The 16491-nt window shown below is 36.7% G+C and carries 18 protein-coding genes and 2 pseudogenes; 4 read left to right on the forward strand and 16 right to left on the reverse strand.

What is annotated here, in order from left to right; all coding sequences use genetic code 11:
• Positions 1-104 precede the first annotated feature (104 nt).
• Entirely contained in the window at positions 105-971 is an 867-nt protein-coding gene (gene czcR / locus MHB62_RS13235) for a LysR family transcriptional regulator CzcR (RefSeq protein ID WP_032722214.1), read from the forward strand.
• Between the two features lie 120 nt (positions 972-1091).
• Here the strand turns inward: czcR and MHB62_RS13240 are convergent, their stop codons facing one another.
• From MHB62_RS13240 to MHB62_RS13250, 3 genes are all read right to left on the reverse strand, one after another.
• Complete coding sequence (locus MHB62_RS13240) at positions 1092-2129, reverse strand: NAD(P)/FAD-dependent oxidoreductase (RefSeq protein ID WP_032722216.1); 1038 nt, start codon at positions 2127-2129, stop codon at positions 1092-1094.
• 87 nt (positions 2130-2216) lie between these two features.
• Positions 2217-3164: a CDF family zinc transporter CzcD gene (gene czcD / locus MHB62_RS13245; protein WP_032722219.1), complete on the reverse strand. Its 948-nt coding sequence runs from the start codon at positions 3162-3164 to the stop codon at positions 2217-2219.
• 287 nt (positions 3165-3451) lie between these two features.
• Entirely contained in the window at positions 3452-3841 is a 390-nt protein-coding gene (locus MHB62_RS13250; RefSeq protein WP_032722222.1) for a tautomerase family protein, read from the reverse strand.
• 332 nt (positions 3842-4173) lie between these two features.
• On the opposite strand from MHB62_RS13250, the gene gltR reads away from it, so the two are divergent.
• Entirely contained in the window at positions 4174-5064 is an 891-nt protein-coding gene (gltR, locus tag MHB62_RS13255) for a glutamate biosynthesis transcriptional regulator GltR (protein WP_019712544.1), read from the forward strand.
• Between the two features lie 157 nt (positions 5065-5221).
• Here the strand turns inward: gltR and MHB62_RS13260 are convergent, their stop codons facing one another.
• The 10 genes and pseudogenes from MHB62_RS13260 to MHB62_RS13305 all read right to left on the reverse strand — a co-directional run bounded on the left by MHB62_RS13260 (position 5222) and on the right by MHB62_RS13305 (position 12486).
• Positions 5222-5539, reverse strand: a complete 318-nt coding sequence (locus MHB62_RS13260) for a hypothetical protein (RefSeq protein WP_015251620.1) — start codon at positions 5537-5539, stop codon at positions 5222-5224.
• The gene (gene brnQ, locus MHB62_RS13265; RefSeq protein ID WP_032722226.1) at positions 5497-6819 is read right to left on the reverse strand and encodes a branched-chain amino acid transport system II carrier protein; all 1323 of its coding nucleotides are present in this window, start codon (positions 6817-6819) and stop codon (positions 5497-5499) included. Before brnQ ends, MHB62_RS13260 begins: the two co-directional genes overlap by 43 nt.
• 160 nt (positions 6820-6979) lie before the next feature.
• A complete protein-coding gene (azlD, locus tag MHB62_RS13270) occupies positions 6980-7312 on the reverse strand; it encodes a branched-chain amino acid transporter AzlD (protein ID WP_003245988.1) in 333 nt (110 codons plus the stop codon).
• Positions 7309-8073 (reverse strand): azaleucine resistance protein AzlC, encoded by a 765-nt coding sequence (gene azlC, locus MHB62_RS13275; RefSeq protein WP_015251618.1) that lies wholly within the window; start codon positions 8071-8073, stop codon positions 7309-7311. The genes azlD and azlC overlap by 4 nt, the downstream gene beginning before the upstream one ends.
• A gap of 12 nt (positions 8074-8085) precedes the next feature.
• The gene (gene azlB, locus MHB62_RS13280) at positions 8086-8559 is read right to left on the reverse strand and encodes an azlBCD operon transcriptional regulator AzlB (protein ID WP_015251617.1); all 474 of its coding nucleotides are present in this window, start codon (positions 8557-8559) and stop codon (positions 8086-8088) included.
• A 331-nt stretch (positions 8560-8890) separates the two neighbouring features.
• A pseudogene (locus MHB62_RS13285) lies at positions 8891-9126 on the reverse strand (barstar family protein).
• 270 nt (positions 9127-9396) lie between these two features.
• Entirely contained in the window at positions 9397-10629 is a 1233-nt protein-coding gene (locus MHB62_RS13290; RefSeq protein ID WP_032722227.1) for a cytochrome P450, read from the reverse strand.
• Between the two features lie 51 nt (positions 10630-10680).
• Positions 10681-11016 (reverse strand): GNAT family N-acetyltransferase, encoded by a 336-nt coding sequence (locus tag MHB62_RS13295; protein ID WP_240304213.1) that lies wholly within the window; start codon positions 11014-11016, stop codon positions 10681-10683.
• A gap of 301 nt (positions 11017-11317) precedes the next feature.
• On the reverse strand, positions 11318-11884 hold the full coding sequence (locus MHB62_RS13300) for a cysteine hydrolase family protein (RefSeq protein WP_014480365.1): 567 nt from the start codon (positions 11882-11884) through the stop codon (positions 11318-11320).
• A 230-nt stretch (positions 11885-12114) separates the two neighbouring features.
• A complete protein-coding gene (locus MHB62_RS13305) occupies positions 12115-12486 on the reverse strand; it encodes a DUF2568 domain-containing protein (protein WP_080287627.1) in 372 nt (123 codons plus the stop codon).
• Positions 12487-12941: 455 nt separating this feature from the next.
• Between MHB62_RS13305 and MHB62_RS13310 the strand changes: the two are divergent.
• A pseudogene (locus MHB62_RS13310) lies at positions 12942-13067 on the forward strand (TetR-like C-terminal domain-containing protein); the annotation flags it as partial.
• Positions 13068-13296: 229 nt separating this feature from the next.
• Here the strand turns inward: MHB62_RS13310 and MHB62_RS13315 are convergent.
• Positions 13297-13800 carry a DinB family protein gene (locus tag MHB62_RS13315; protein ID WP_015251612.1) on the reverse strand — a complete coding sequence of 168 codons (504 nt, stop codon included), beginning with the start codon at positions 13798-13800 and terminating at the stop codon, positions 13297-13299.
• A gap of 225 nt (positions 13801-14025) precedes the next feature.
• Positions 14026-14880, reverse strand: a complete 855-nt coding sequence (aadK, locus tag MHB62_RS13320) for an aminoglycoside 6-adenylyltransferase AadK (RefSeq protein ID WP_032722230.1) — start codon at positions 14878-14880, stop codon at positions 14026-14028.
• Positions 14881-15272: 392 nt separating this feature from the next.
• Between aadK and MHB62_RS13325 the strand changes: the two genes are divergently transcribed.
• The gene (locus MHB62_RS13325; RefSeq protein ID WP_015714372.1) at positions 15273-16316 is read left to right on the forward strand and encodes a nitronate monooxygenase; all 1044 of its coding nucleotides are present in this window, start codon (positions 15273-15275) and stop codon (positions 16314-16316) included.
• 7 nt (positions 16317-16323) lie between these two features.
• On the opposite strand, the gene MHB62_RS13330 is transcribed toward MHB62_RS13325, so the two are convergent.
• Positions 16324-16485, reverse strand: coding sequence for a hypothetical protein (locus MHB62_RS13330; protein ID WP_015714373.1), 162 nt, complete (start codon positions 16483-16485; stop codon positions 16324-16326).
• Between the last annotated feature and the right edge of the window lie 6 nt (positions 16486-16491).

Here is a 16491-nt window from a genome sequence, read left to right on the forward strand (position 1 = left end):
AAAATTACAATGAGAATTATAAAAAGAAGTAAGCATCAAGTAAAATGAACAAAAGTGATGAAAAACATCATTGATAATGATACTTTAATGAAGGGGGGATCTTCATGGAACTGCGAGACTTACAAATTTTCAAATGCGTAGCCCATCACAAGAGTATTACCGGTGCTGCAAAAGAGTTAAATTATGTACAATCTAATGTAACTGCGCGGATTAAGCAATTAGAGAATGAGCTCAAAACACCTCTTTTCAATCGCCATAAAAAAGGGGTTTCACTAAGTCCAGAGGGCCGAAAAATGATTGAATACGTTAACAAAATTTTGAAAGATGTTGAAGAACTGGAGCAAGTCTTTCTAGATACTGATATACCGTCTGGAATATTAAAAATCGGTACAGTGGAAACAGTGAGGATACTGCCGACCATTATAGCTTCCTATTATAAAAAGTATCCTAATGTGGATTTATCATTGCAGGCTGGTCTAACAGAGGGACTTATTAAAAAGGTCATGAATCACGAATTAGACGGAGCTTTTATTTCAGGCCCTTTGAAACATTCTATTCTGGAACAGTATGATGTTTATACTGAAAGACTTACTCTTGTAACCAGTAACAAAACGTTTAATATAGAGGATTTTTCAACGACTCCGATTCTTGTTTTTAATCAGGGGTGCGGGTATCGGTCTAGGCTTGAACAATGGCTCAAAGATGAAGGTGTGCTCCCAAACAGAATGATGGAATTTAACATCCTGGAGACAATCTTAAATAGTGTTGCACTTGGACTCGGTATAACAGTGGTACCGGAATCTGCTGTTATGCATCTTGCTGCACAAGGTAAGGTTTATTGTCACCCATTACCTGAGAAAGACAGCTGTATCTCAACAATCTTTATACGCCATAAAGATGCGTACCTGACAAATTCAATGCGCAGCCTCCTTAAGACCATTGTTGAACATAAAAATATGAGTATGTCTTAAAGTGCTTTTTCTCTTTCTATGTTAACTTCTTAAATAAAAGAGAAAGCGCATCTCCACTTCGCTACCCTTATTCACGCAAAAAATAGAGCAGTAAACATGTGAGTTACTGCTCTGCTTCGTTTATTCACCGTTCATTTGTTTTACAATGTATTCAGCATCATTTCCTACGCCTTGAAGCAATGCTGAACCTCGCTTATGCTGCCAAGGCAAACCTATAAAGTATAATCCTTCTACAGGTGAAACACCTCTATGATGTATGATTCGACCTTCTTGATCCAAAACACCTTTTATATTTATCCAACATAAGGGATTCCTGAAACCAGTAGCCCAAATAATATTGTTTACTTCTAATGTAGATGAATCTTTAAAAATGATTTCATTTTGCTTTGCGGCAATGACTCTTTTTTTTAAGATGATCTCCTTCTGTTTTATTGCATGTTTTAATTCATGCCCAAATACTGGATCACCTTTCTTTTGAATGAATTTGCCTACTACTGATGTATGACTTGCATGTAAAACTCCTAATTTATCAAACCACCAAAAGATGCTTCTTTTTCCGATCATTAAAGGGAAATAAACTAGTTTATTACTACAGGCTAAATATGTAACTCTTTCTTTGGATAATTCAACAGCTATTTGAGCACCACTATTCCCACCACCAACTACTAGTACATTTCCATATGCCAATTGTTTTGAATTCTTATATTGTGATGAGTGTAGTTGATTAATATTATCGGATAAATCCTTTGATATTGATGGAATATTAGGGGTATGAAAAGGCCCTGTAGCAATGACAAGATTCTTCGTTTGATATTCTTCCCGATTTGTTTTTATTAAGAAATAATTCTTTATTTTTAGGACACTTATTACTTCTGTCCGTAATTGGATTGGAATTTCAAATTTTTTAACATACTTCTTTAGATAAGCAACAATTTCATTTTTTGAAGGAAATCCATGTTTTTCTCCTTCAAGATGCATTCCAGGCAAAGAGCTATACATTCGAGAAGTAAATAAAACTAATGAGTCATACCGATCTTTCCAGCTCTCCCCCACCTCATGACTTTTATCCAAAATGATAAACTTTTGATCGGACTGCTTAAGATAATATCCTATTGAGATCCCTGCTTGACCAGCCCCGATTACTATAGTGTCGTACACATTATCACCCCGCCAATTTCAAATTGTCAGTAGACAGAATCTGCAAAATCCTAGTTGATCTCCTCACTATAAAGTTAGATAAAAAATTTAATGGTGATGGTGGTCACGCTGCTTCTCCATTTTGGGCTGACAAAGGATCGCATTGTCGTGATTATGCGCTTCGGTTTCCATTTGAATGGTTACGTGCGTAATGCCTTTATGCTCAAGTTCATGTTCAATTTCGCGTAAAATATTTTCACTTTCTGAAATGGTCAGTTGATCGTCAACAACTGCGTGGCAAGAAAGAGCATTCAATCCGCTTGTGATAGACCATATGTGTAAATCATGAATGTTTTGAATTCCCTCTATCCCTTCAATTGTACGAATGATATCAGAGACATCGATATTTTCTGGAGTTCCTTCCATTAAGATGTGAATGGAATCTTTAGTCACATTGTAACCGCTTCTTAGAACAAGAATAGCCACAATGATACTAGCCAATGGATCTGCCCAGCCCCATCCAAAGAAGATGATAAGTATGGCAGCTAAAATGGCACCTACAGAGCCGAGCATATCGCTTATTACATGTAAATAAGCTCCTCTTATATTCAGATTATTCTTTGTATCTCCGCCACTCATCATAATCCAAGCGACCAATAGATTCACAACTAACCCGATGATACTAATTGTAAGCATGCCGGTTGTTGCTACTTTTGGTGGATTAGAGAAGCGTTCGATTGCTTCATAAATGATATAAAGAGAAATAAGAATTAAGGCAGCACCGTTTATCACAGCTGCAAGAATCTCAAATCGTTTATAGCCGAATGTCTTATTGTGATTTGCCTTTTTTTCAGCTAATGTAAAAGCAATCAGGGCAACCATTAATGAAATTGAATCACTCAGCATATGGCCTGCATCAGATAAAAGCGCCAGACTATTTGTTAAAAATCCACCTATAGCTTCTATTATCATATAACCTGTAATCATGATAAAAGAGATCAATAAAACCTTTTTATTTGCTCCTTCATTATGATTGTGACTATGATTGTGACCCATAAAAAACTCCTCCTTACCTAAAGTTTTTAATACATATGTATTTATTATTTCAAATCTGTTATGAAGCATTCTAACATGATGCAAATAATATTTATATATGAGCATGTGTTCATATATAAATATATCTGCTCTTTACTGAAATGTCAAAATATTTTTTATAGAAATCAACAATACCTCTTTAATTATTCTCTTATAAACATAAAAAAGCGGAGCAAACACATGGTTTGCTCCGCTACCCTAGTTTCTCTATCCTTTTCTTCAATCAAGCATTTGAGGGTAGTATTCAACTACAATTTACCTGTTAAAAATTGGGCCTCACCAAGTCCAAAACTCCAGTCAGCATTATCATTTTCAACAATAGATACAATTAAATCAGTTGATGCGATACCACACTCAGATTCCAGTCTTTCAGCTAACAGCCTGTAAAATTTTTGTTTCTTCTCTTCCGGTCGGGATTTACTTGTAACTGAAAGAACAACAAGATTTTTAGTTCGGTTAAATCCTAACCCAGTATCCTCAATAATCATATGATTTTCTGGATGTTCATGAACAATTTGATAACGGTCTTGTTGAGGCACATCAAAAGCCTCTACTATAACATTGTGAGCGACATCTAAAAGTTTTTTCAAACTTGATTGATCTCGCCCTTCTATTAAGTCAAAACGAAGTAATGGCATAAAATCCCCTCCTTCTACTACAACAGTCTTTTTAATTTCATTCGTTAATGTGTCAGCTATTTCCAAGCAGCTGCTACATTTAGAATAAAGTAATTTCCCAATAACCCCTTCATTCTGGTGTTAGTCAAGCCTATGTTATGATGTGTATTTCCATAGGCAATATACAGAATCAACTTCGAGTAAATTAACCATTTTTTGAAATAGCCTTATCACTTACTTTAGAAATCATTTATTCTTCTAAGCTTTAGTTTACATGAAGCTCTGCTATCATATATAATTCAAAATTAAGATGGAAGACATCTCAAAATCAGATATTAACTATGGAGGACTAGATGAATATTCAGTTGTTACAGGTTTTTCTCACTACTGCTCGTGAAGGCAGTATTTCCAAAGCTGCTCAGACTTTAAATTATGCACAATCGAACGTAACGAATAAGATACAACAACTAGAAAACGATTTACAGACAAAATTATTCTATCGCCATAGTCGAGGAATCACACTTACTCCCCCAGGGCAAATTCTTGTTTCTTACTCAGAGAAAATTCTACATACTATTGAAGAAGCTAGAGCAGCCATGGGCGAATCATCCGCGCCTTCTGGGCCACTGCGTATAGGATCAATGGAAACAACAGCTGCAGTTTGGCTTCCTCAACTCCTTGCACATTATAATAACCTCTATCCAAATGTTGATTTGAACCTAGTAACCGGCCCTACGGAACAACAAATACAAGCAGTTTTACATTATGAGTTAAACGGCGCTTTTATTTCAGGGCCTATTGAACACCCTGATTTAGTTCAAGAAAAGGTATTGGATGAAGAGATGGTTCTTGTTACAAGCGCTTCACACCCTGTGATTTCTTCCATTCAGGATGTTCAAACACAAACAATGCTTGTATTCCGTAAAGGATGCTCTTACAGAGCAAAGCTCAATCATATCCTCCAAGAAGAAGGTTTATTACCTATAAAATTAATGGAATTTGGCATACTTGAAGCGATCATTGGCTGTGTAAGCGCCGGCTTGGGGATTTCACTGCTGCCTCGTTCAATCATTGCTTCGCATGAAAAAGAAGGCCGCATTCGCAGCCACACTATCTCTGACAAATATTCTTTCGTATCAACCATGTTTATAAGGCGGAAAGACACTTTAATTACCCCTGCTTTATCTGCTTTTTTAACGCATATGAGGGATCATTTTCAGGTAAAGAGGCCAGATCAATCGTAAATAAATGGATGGAAGGCAGGCTTCGCCTCAAAATACCTCTGATCAGTTGTCTGATATAAAAATATAGGCGCATCTCATTGTTTGTATAGAGCAAAAAAGCAAACTTCGGTATGTAGTTTGCTTTTTCTTCGTGATTTTGCACTCTGAATTGTGAAACCTAGTCGATATTAGAATGTAGATTTTCCTCATTCAAAGAATTTTGAACGAAGATCATTGCCCTAGACACTTGGTTGCGTCTTGAAGTTAAAGGCTGACTATTTCCTAAAGAGTCAATCGCTCTCACAACTATTAAATATTCACCTACAGATTTCGGGTGACAACGGAAAGATTGATATTTTCGGTTGGACAGGGGCAGAACATCCAATTGTAACAGTTGAAGTATCCACTGATGGAGGAGATCCTGCAGATCTGAGTGATATTGCTGTTGATTGATCAACTTGTTTTTGTTCGGAATATACTCAGTATATAGCCGCATATTCCCCCTGTAATAGCTGGAATGAGCCACCCCAGCCCTATGTTATACATAGGAAGAATCTGAGTGAAAATATGATTCACAACTTCAATTTTTATTCCCGCCTCCTTCAAACCGTCAAATAAGCTGATGATGAATGCGAATAATAAACTGCCTTGATACACTTCTGTCTTCCCTTTAAATACAGAATGCAAAAACGTTAAAAATATTAAGGAAATCGCGATAGGATACATCGTCAGTAAGACAGGCATTGACACCTTAATAAGCTGGGTTAATCCTATATTTGCGACAAGCGTACTAAACACTGATAAAACGACAGCAATTTTTTTATAAGAAATGTTCGGGAATAGTTCATGAAAAAATGAAGAACACGCAGTGATCAGTCCGACACTTGTCGTCAGACACGCCACTGTAATCATTAAGCCCAATAAGATTGAACCATAAGAACCAAAATAATAGGATGAAACCTTAGCCAAAACCTCTGCTCCATTTTCTAAAATCCCTAGTTCTTCAACGCTGGAAGCCCCCATATAGGAAAGAGCTGTATACATAACTGCTAAGAGTACAGCTGCAATCGCGGCTGCTTTTGCACAAACACCCATCAGCTGTTTTTTGGTAGAAGCTCCTTGTTCTTTCAATGCATTCACGATGATAATTCCAAAAACAAATGCTACAAGGGCATCCAGAGTGAGGTATCCTTCCTGAAATCCTTTAAAAAACGCTTGTGATGTGTACCCTTTTGATGGTGCTTGAATGGTTCCAATTGGGCGAATAAGAGCTACCACTACAAGCAATCCGATAAATGTCAGCTTAATTGGCGTCAAAAATTTACCAACTATATCAATGATTTTTGAAGGATTGAGTGATAACAAGCATGCCAATGCGAAAAATAATATTGTAAATATGATCAATGAGACAGGGCTTGCATCATTTGATAAAAAAGGTTTTACCCCAATTTCAAACGATACGTTTCCTGATCTCGGGATAGCGAAAAAAGGCCCGATTGCCAAATAGAGAATCGTCGTAAATACAATGCCAAACACCGGGTGAACACGGCTGGCTAACGACTGTAAGTTTTGTTTACCCGAAAAAACAAATGCTGTTATAGCCAGTAATGGCAATCCAACTCCGGTCACTAAGAAACCTGCATTAGCGATCCATACATTTTTTCCAGCCATTTGACCAAGCATAGGCGGAAAAATGAGGTTTCCTGCTCCAAAAAACAATGCAAATAGCATTAATCCTATAATGATGATATAGGAAGCAGACACTTTTTTTGACATTATATATCCTCCGATTAAAGTAGACACTTCTTGAATAGCCAGGAAACATTACAGATGCTATTTGCACTGGCACAGTGTTGATTCCAAAATAAGCTTGTGTCAGTTTTATATATTTTTATCAAGTTTAATAAAAGCATGATTTGATAGTTTCCGATATCGGTTAAAAAACCAATTGCACCAAAACCATATAAACAACGGTTCCCCCCGCTATGGAAAGAAGCATATTTTTCTTCCACAAGTGAAGCAGTACAACTGCAGCTGCTCCAACTAATTCAGGAATGCCATGACTTCCAGAAAGCAGACTCACATCTTTTAAACAATAAATGACCAAAAGCCCGATTACCGCTGATGGCAGCACTTTACCAAGATACTGTACATATTTCGGTGTCGGTTTGCCAGACGGGAAAATCATGAATGGAAGGAACCGTGTCAGCATTGTTCCTAGCACGACCATTGCAATGGTGATCATTTGCTGCGTCATAGTCATCGTCATACGGAAACCTCAGCTTTCTCCAATGGTTTTCTCAGAACAGTCAGTACCCCTAAAATGGCGAGCATAGCAGGAATAATAAATTGGTTTCCGCCAAAAAGGATAAGACAGGCTACTGAAAGTCCAAGTCCTGAGAGAGCACTGTAATGCTTTTTCTCTTTCATCCATTGTTCTATGAATATCACAATAAACAGAGCAGTCATCACAAAATCAAGCCCTTCGGTATTAAACTTCACGTACGACCCAAAAATACCTCCTATCGCTGCCCCCGCGACCCAATATAAATGATTAAGCAGTGTCACAAAAAACATAAACCAGCCCTTGTCAACATTCGCCGGAACATTAGCGGTATAATTGATAGAAAATGACTCATCGCACATTCCGAAAATCAGATAAAGCTTTTTCTTTCCAGTCCCCCTGTACTTATCCAACATGGAAATTCCATAAAACAAATGCCGGGCATTGACCATTAACGTCAAAAAAAGAGCATTCATAGGGTTGAACGCACCAAGTAAAAAATTCGCTGCAACAAACTCCATTGAGCCCGCAAATATCATAAAACTCATGATGATTGGATAGATTGCGCTAAATCCCAAAGAATGCATAAAGATTCCATAAGCTATCCCCAAAAATAAAAACCCCGCAAAAATCGGAATGGTATATGGGAATGCAGAACGAAATGCAGCCCATATTTGACTTCTCTTATTCATATGAGTGTTTATAGCAGGAGAGCTTAAATGTAACGATTCTTTATTTTTATTCAAATCAACAACCTCCTACATTTCATCAATTGGCACACTGACAGTTCTTTTTTCTGTACTCATGACTATGCTTGTGTCAACTCCACTAATAGCAGGATTCTGCATTAATGAATCAATGATAAAATTCCGATAACTCTCCATGTCCTTCGCCACAATCTTAAGCATATAGTCATGGCTTCCTGTAAGTGTGTAGCATTCTTGAACCTGTGGGAATTTGTTTATATCCTCTAAAAATGAATGAATTGTCTCCCTATTTAAGGGTGATAAGTTGATGAGAGCTAGTGCTGTGACTTCGATTCCAAGTTTTTTCTCATCAACAATAGTCGTAAACTTTTTAATTATACCTGCTTCTACTAGGTTCTTTGTTCTTGCAAGGCAAGCTGATGGTGAAAGCCCAATTTTCTTAGATAAATTTAAATTTGATATTGAAGCATCTTCCTGCAATTCTCTTAAGATGGCCTTATCAGTTTCGTCAAGCATAATACCCATTTCACAACCCCCAATACCCTTAACAGAATTATATTTCATCCAATTTAAATAATAACGAATTTTTATTCGATAATCAAATATTATTTAAATTTAAATCCCTTTAAAATATTATTCACAGAATAAAATTATCCCCGTGATTAACTCATAATGAAATTAACTTACATCAGAAAGAAGTCATGGGAGAGTTATGTACTTGTGTGACTTGATACCAACATCATAAGAAACTTATCAGAAGCCAAAAAGTTATTGCGGTCTCACCGAAAATTGAATTTGCGGTGCCCATTGCCTTTTTCCGCGAACGAAAATTGTTAAAATTCGCAAAACAGAAAGTCTACTCTATTATTATTTTAAATTCGTCCTTTAGTTCCTCTTGAGCCTCTTGTAAAACTTCTAATACATCGTCAGCGTATGAACCTAAAAATGTATGAACTCAAAATTTTTCAAGACTAAAGTGAGCGGCAAATCCACCCACCCTGTCAGGCAATCCCATAAAGATTTATCTTTTAAAACATCATGTAAAACTTCTATATTTTCAAAGTCTTTTCCATCTATCATTATTTTTCTCATTAGAAACTATGCCCTCCATTATTTTATCTTAACAAACGTTTACTATGTAACAGCTGTTTGTCCAAATGAGGCTGAAAACAAATAAAAAACACCGATAGGATGAAACTATTGGTGTTTGCAAGACATCTTCATGCCCGGTAGGCATAAATAATGCTAAACTTTGTTTTGAAAAGCTATCATATCAAATTTTTATGTTACAGCTTTTACTATCGTTTAATCTAATTGAGGAGTAAAACAAGATATGTTTGAAAATCACATATCCCCAAAAAATTAAAAACTAATCGGCAGTTCTTCGAGTGCTCTCATCAGAAAATTCCCTTTCCATTTCATTTGTTTCTTTTCGCCTTTTAACTGTATATTTGGACAGCGGCGTAATAAGGTGGAAATCGCAATCTTTGCTTCTAAGCGGGCTAGCTGTGCACCAAGACAAAAATGATTGCCATGGCCAAAAGCAATATGGCGGTTGTTCTTTCTTTCAATATCAAATATGTCGGCATTTGGAAATATCTTTTCATCACGGTTTGCTGATGCTAAAGAAATGATGATCACATCTTTCCGTTTAATCTCCTGCCCATGCAGTATAAACGGTTCAGCCGTCCAGCGAATTGTCGTTAGCTCAACAGGGCTGTGAAACCGCAATGCTTCTTCTATGGCTGAATTCATCAAGTCTGGCTGCTGGCGGAGCTTTTCAAATTGATCACCGTGACACATCAGAGCATATGTCATATTGGTGATTAAGTTTACGGTTGTTTCATGACCTGCAACGATAAGCAGCATAATCATCGAGTACAATTCTTCTGTACTTAATTGTGTGCCTTCACTTTCCGCTTGAATTAATGCACTGATTAAATCTCCTGCAGGTTCTCTCCTTTTTTTGTGAACTAAGGATTCCAGATATTCAACAAATTCCCCTAACAAATGGTCATTCTCCTGAAGTCTTTCAGGGGCATCTGAAAAATCAATAATTGCTTGCGACCACACTCTGAATTTTTGACGATCTTCCAAGGGAATGCCGAGCATTTCACTTATCACGATAATCGGCAATGGAAACGCATAATCGTCTACTAGGTTCATGAATTTGTTGGGCTGCACTTTATCCAATAAAGAATCTGCGATATGCTGGATTTTGTCTTCCAAATGCAAAATCATCCGATGCGTAAATGCTTTTTGAACAAGAGTTCGCAAGCGGTTATGATCAGGGGGATCTGAATTAAGCATATGTTTTGTTAAAGACTCTTCATTCTTCAATAGAGCAGGACGTTTTTCTTTTGCGGTAAATACATTTTCATAGTTTTTCTTTAATTTTTCATTCTTTAATAAATGTATTGCATCATCATATCTCGATATGAGCCAGCCTTTCCCCAGAGCTCCTAAAGATAATGGGTAGAGAGGCTGTGATTTTCGCAATTCTTTATAAAATTCATACGCTTCATCTTTAAATGCTCTCGAAGACAATTGACTTTCCGTCAAAATGGTTACACTCTTTTTTTCTTTTGAAGACATTCATTCGACCTCCATCTTTATGAAAGGTTATGATAATCTTTAAATATAAAATCAGGACGATTTGTAAAATGATCCATTGAGATCAGTATTCATGATAAGGGCCAAAATGCCGTCCCCGCATTTTGAAATAAAAGATATGAGACAGTCATTAATCATTTTGCTGCCTAAACTCTTTCCCTGATAAAATGGCGAAACTCCTAATACTTCTAAATACCATGCCGGCTCTTTTAAGGAATTGTAAGATTTTTTAGCCTCATTAGTCACCGTCAACATGTTCAATACTGAAAATCCCCCCATTTTGATTAATGTTATTCCACCTGCTGCTATATAATCGATCAAGTTAATGTCGGGTTTATCACGATGTTTTAATAGAGCGACAACAACCATTTCACCATGCTGAATGCCAACAAAAAAGAAATGCTTTTTAAAATATGCTCTTGTTAGTACTTTATGCATTTCAAAAATAAATGAATGATCTTTTTTTAGCGTTTGACGAGTAAATCCATAAAAGGATATTGATTGAAAGATTCATGGAATAGCCTTGCCACTTTGCTTCATTCATCTGCCCTTGCTTGTCGATAAAGAAACGTTGATACATCTCCTTTGAGCAAATAAAGCAGGAAATCGAATTAAAGCGCCCTTCCTATCGGAAAGGCGCCTGCCGCTTACTGTGCCAAAACGTTTTTCATCAGTGAGTTTTTATAAAATCATTTATTAATTGATCAGTTGTCAATATTGTGGCAAATTCATCATGCAATGTAGCTAGAGATATATTATGAATAGTCGCCGCATCATAATATGTATCATTTTGGTCTCTCATTCCGAAGGCTGCTGTTGCATCTGAAATCAGGTATGTATCAAACCCTAAATTACCACTCATTCTTGTGGTGGTTGATACGCAGTGAGGCGTGGTTAAACCAGTTATGACTACAGTGGTTATTTCATTTAATTTTAAGAATTCTTCTAAATTCGTACCAATAAAGCTGCTATTTACTGTCTTGGTTATAATGACTTCTTCATCCATAGGCTTAACTATTTCCTTTATCGCAAACCCTTCATTCTTTGGATGGAATAAAGAATGAGGTTTATCAGAAGTGTGTTGTATGTATATGACTGTCCATCCTTTTTCTCTCCATAATTTTAGTATTTTACTAATATTTTCTTCCGCCTTTACGTTATTCCGTTCCCCCCATTTTTTATCATCGAAGGCTTTTTGTACATCCACAATGATTAAAGCTTTTTTCTTTTCTTCCACAAGATACCCTCCTATGTAGAATTTCTATTTATTACTACATTCTAAATACAAATTTTACTTTTGTACAATTGTTTAATGATGAATTTCGAATGAGCGCCTTCTTTATTGAAAAATGCGTTCTAAACTGCAACTGTGCCCAAGCCGTTAACCTTCAATAATCTAATCTGAGAATCACTGGCTCTGCAGAGAATGATAAAAAGCACTCTAATAACGAGTGCCGAAATGAAAAACTATTGATTTAGAAGCCATTTGATACGCTCAGCTGAAAAGATGTAGTGGAGTATTATTAGACATAAAAAGACAATACCAACTAGTTTTAAATGACTAAAATAAAACGCTGCAACAGCCATTGCAAAGATCAATAATTCAATAACTAACCTTGTTACCCCGTTTACAGCTATTACAGTTTGTCCACTTCGACTAGGATCATTAGGTACTGCAAATACAGACCAGACAATCATAACTGCAAAAGGCAAAACCAAAGTTAAAACATATTTAAAATAACCATTAAAGCTTATCCAAGCAAACACCCCTAAGGAGATTAGTGCAGCCATTTCAAGGGTGAATCTTAAAAGTAAATTAGTCTGATTCAGTTTTTCCAACTCCTCTATAAAAAACACCCCCGCAGGAGATGCTCTTCTCTGCTTTATTTCAGCGTATAAAAACTTTTCTGTTCTTCCTCTTTAGATTCTATTGTAGTTTCGTCGAGATTACCTCTACTTTTGAAGAGATGATACCGACTGCTGCTGTTACCAATGCTCCGATTAATAGACCGATGATAAGTATAATGAAATATGACAACTTTTCCCCTCCTATCCAGTTAATTATCCAAATAATCAGGAAGTTGTCTACAATTTGCAGAATTTGTCGAACGAAGTAAAGATTATACCTGGGAGGCTTTACTCATTGTATGAATTACAGTAAATAAATTGCCTTCCCTTTTGAGAAGACGTTCCAACTCAGCTAGACTCTTCCAATAGGCTTCCTTTTGGCGCAGCTGCTTTTATTCAAAAATTGAGCAACACCTGAATGTTTCATTGGAATTTCTGAACCATCGATCGCTGCTGAATTTGTTGCAAATGCATACGTAGGAGTAGTCGAATGGTGGTTGAAAAATGAAATGCCTTCCCCACCTCGAGTGATGGCAGAAAAAGCGGGGGTTTTGTTAGAGAGGAATCTATAGATATGTGTATCGAAGATTTGACAGCATTAAAAATTATACTTACATCGTTGGGAATAGGCCAACAATAAAGCGGAAGAACGTTGTCATTTGAAGTGGTTTGGAATAAAAATGATTCGAATATGTTCTTATCATTGGTAAACGAACAAAAAAAGAACATGTTTTGAAAAAAGATAGATCAAAACATCTTCTTATATGTTGTCATAGCGTAACTTTTTTATAAAAAGGTTGATTACATTTTCGGGGCTTCCAAACCAAATTTTGCCCATTCTTCTTTTGCTGGACCATAAATACCTGGAACAGTTAACCCTGCTTGTCTCATAAGAACAGTCATTTGTCCCCGATGGTGATTTTGATGTTGAATTAAAAACATCAAAAGTGAACCGTTAGGCAATTGTTGTCCGATAAAGTTGATACGTTCTTGAAGTGTATGGTCAGTCCATTGGGTTTTTAATGCCTGTACAAATGCATTACTGGCTTGATGATAGCTGTCAGCTATAAACTGAGCCGAAGTTGGAACAGGATAATCTTCAGCTGGGGCATGGAACGTTAAGTCTGTGTTTGAGGTAATGATGCGAATGGCAGCAACAGTATGCCAAGCAATACGGCCTAGAGTCCAATTTTGTGAAGTTATTTCTTGTTTAAGTGATTCATCAGTCAGACTATTTAATAGTTTCTGTGTAGCATCTGCTTCGAACTCCCAAGATTTCAAAAAATGGTCTAAGGTTTGGAACACAAAAATCCTCCTTTACATTCTATTATTTTTTAATGTGCCTATAGGTTAATTATAATGCCTCGTTTCGTTAAAAAGAACAAAAATTTTGGACAAGAATAATCATAGTAAAATGCGTAGACATTCTTAAACATAACGATTTACGCATCTTTTTACAAACATGGTGACTCCTTGGTCTCCATTGTCAGCGAGAATCAAATATCATATGAAAACAATCCTATATTCTTATTACTTTACTGAGTAATAAATACCTTCCGTATACTTAGTGATGCCTTCATCGTAATCAGGATACTTATATGCAAGACTTTCTGATACAGCTTTTGAATACTTTCTAAATAATGCATAGCAAGTAAATAAAGACTTCCACATTTCCTGATACCCATTCACAGAATATGTAGACATGAGTTCCTCCCATTCTTTATTTGAAAGGTACCGTTTCATAAATTTATAGTTCTTCCCCATACTAAATGAATACCCTTTCTGAGATGCGATATGCCAGGCCATCATTCTCAATAAATTAGGACGTACAATTTCATTTAAATGGTCAATGGCAAAAAGGATTTCATTTCTTGCTAATCCTTTTACTACGTAAGTCGAAACCATCCAGAACTCATTACAGCAATCATCAAATTCCCTTGCAGTCGGCTTTTTCATCCAGTATTGGTGATCATTTGGGGTCACTTTATAGTTGATGAACGAATCCTTATCAAGCAATACCTTAACCAAACCATCGTTATTAGCAAAATAGTCTTCTGCTTCACGAATTGGAATAAGGGTTAGATCTAATTTGTTGCCATCCTCAAAAAGAATAATGTATGAAAACCAATTACCTAATTCGGGAGGAAAAAGCTCCATATCTTCTGGTTTTTGCATCATAATGCGCTTCCCAAAGATTTCGAGCCACTGATCATTTTCTTTAAAAGAATCTACATCAGTTACAAAATACGAGATGTCATAATCTTGGAAGTTGTCAGGAGGGATATTTCTGTTTGTACGCGACCCTTCCAAAGTGACCAATCGGATTCTCTCATCGTTCAAAGCAAAGTCCAAAAAAATGTCCATCATTTCCTGCTCACTTCGCATCGCATGTTCCTCCGTTTCAGCCTTAATATCTAACTGTAAAACCGAATATTGATCTGTACGTCTTATAGATTTTTTTACTCTTGAATGTGATGTATTCTTCTAAGCTTTATTTTACATGAAGTCCTTCTATATATCATTCAAAATTAAGATGCAAGACATCTCAAAATCAGATATCAACTATGAAGGACTACATGAATATTCAGTTTTTTGTAGAGCCGCCATGGGACGACACTCTTTGACACACTTTAATCTCCCCTGCTTTATCGACATGTTAACTGGTATGAGAGATTGACAAAAAGAAGGAAAACAATATATTTAAGCGAATACGAGTTTTTGAGTAAACTTAAAAATGACACTTTTTCAAAAATCATGTCTTAACGGGGGGATTCGGTATGAATGAATTTATGAAGAAGTTTTCCTTAACAAAACCGATTATTCAAGCTCCAATGGCCGGCGGTATTACAAAGCCCCGACTTGCATCTGCAGTTTCGAATCAAGGTGCTCTTGGCAGCTTAGCATCGGGGTATCTTACGCCAGACCTGCTAGAACAACAGATAAAAGAAATGTTTGAGCTGACAGACGCTCCTTTTCAAATTAATGTGTTTGTTCCGCTTGGTCTAGAAATGCCACCAGAAGATCAGGTTAAAAAGTGGAAAGAAAACATACCGTTAGCTAATCAAGTAAATCAATTCACATCTGTACAAGAAGAGTGGGATGACTTCTATCAAAAAATTGATCTAATTTTAAAATATAAGGTTAAGGCTTGCTCATTCACTTTTGATCTGCCGCCTGAAGACGCAGTAAAGGAGCTAAAAACCGCTGGATGCTGTTTAATAGGAACCGCTTCAACAGTAGAAGAAGCATTGTTAATGGAAGAACGGGGAATGGATATAGTAGTCCTTCAAGGAAGTGAAGCCGGTGGACATCGCGGAGCATTCTTACCTTCCAAAGGTGAATCTGCCGTAGGTTTAATGGCTCTGATTCCACAAGCAGCAGATGCACTGAGCGTACCTGTCATAGCTGCTGGGGGAATGATAGACCACAGAGGAGTAAAAGCAGCTTTAACCCTTGGAGCCCAAGGCGTTCAAATCGGTTCTGCCTTTTTAATTTGTCACGAGAGTAACGCACATCCAGTACATAAACAGAAAATACTAGAAGCAAACGAAGCAGATACAAAGCTTACGACATTATTTTCAGGTAAAGAGGCCAGAGGAATCGTAAATAAATGGATGGAAGAAAAAGAACAGTTTGAGACACAAACCCTTCCGTACCCTTATCAAAATACACTAACGAAGGCAATGAGACAGAAGGCTTCACTTCAAAATAACCATGATCAGATGTCTTTATGGGCAGGTCAAGGGATACGGTCATTGACTGAGGAAATTTCGGTTAAGCAGCTTTTAAATCAGCTTTGCCAAGAGGATATAAAAATATAGGCGCACCTCATTGATAGAGCAAAAAGCAAACTTCGACAGGCAGTTTGCTTTTTTTTCGTAATTTCATCCCCTGACTCTGGAAATCTAAATACTCTACATTTTCAAAGCTAAAATCATCCCATTGATACGGTGCGATCTTGATGATTTCACCACAATACATCACCAACATTTCGAT

Source organism: Bacillus sp. FSL K6-0255 (assembly GCF_045040725.1).
Classification (GTDB): Bacteria; Bacillota; Bacilli; order Bacillales; family Bacillaceae; genus Bacillus; species Bacillus subtilis.

What these genes read in the sequence shown, in the direction of transcription:
- gltR (WP_019712544.1), top strand. Translation starts at nt 4,174, where the DNA reads ATGAATATTCAGTTGTTACAGGTTTTTCTCACTACTGCTCGTGAAGGC.
- brnQ (WP_032722226.1), bottom strand. Translation starts at nt 6,819, where the DNA reads ATGTCAAAAAAAGTGTCTGCTTCCTATATCATCATTATAGGATTAATG.
- MHB62_RS13295 (WP_240304213.1), bottom strand. Translation starts at nt 11,016, where the DNA reads ATGGTTGTTGTCGCTCTATTAAAACATCGTGATAAACCCGACATTAAC.
- MHB62_RS13260 (WP_015251620.1), bottom strand. Translation starts at nt 5,539, where the DNA reads ATGCGGCTATATACTGAGTATATTCCGAACAAAAACAAGTTGATCAAT.
- azlD (WP_003245988.1), bottom strand. Translation starts at nt 7,312, where the DNA reads ATGACGATGACTATGACGCAGCAAATGATCACCATTGCAATGGTCGTG.
- azlB (WP_015251617.1), bottom strand. Translation starts at nt 8,559, where the DNA reads ATGGGTATTATGCTTGACGAAACTGATAAGGCCATCTTAAGAGAATTG.
- aadK (WP_032722230.1), bottom strand. Translation starts at nt 14,880, where the DNA reads ATGCGAAGTGAGCAGGAAATGATGGACATTTTTTTGGACTTTGCTTTG.
- czcR (WP_032722214.1), top strand. Translation starts at nt 105, where the DNA reads ATGGAACTGCGAGACTTACAAATTTTCAAATGCGTAGCCCATCACAAG.
- czcD (WP_032722219.1), bottom strand. Translation starts at nt 3,164, where the DNA reads ATGGGTCACAATCATAGTCACAATCATAATGAAGGAGCAAATAAAAAG.
- MHB62_RS13250 (WP_032722222.1), bottom strand. Translation starts at nt 3,841, where the DNA reads ATGCCATTACTTCGTTTTGACTTAATAGAAGGGCGAGATCAATCAAGT.
- MHB62_RS13325 (WP_015714372.1), top strand. Translation starts at nt 15,273, where the DNA reads ATGAATGAATTTATGAAGAAGTTTTCCTTAACAAAACCGATTATTCAA.
- MHB62_RS13290 (WP_032722227.1), bottom strand. Translation starts at nt 10,629, where the DNA reads ATGTCTTCAAAAGAAAAAAAGAGTGTAACCATTTTGACGGAAAGTCAA.
- MHB62_RS13330 (WP_015714373.1), bottom strand. Translation starts at nt 16,485, where the DNA reads ATGTTGGTGATGTATTGTGGTGAAATCATCAAGATCGCACCGTATCAA.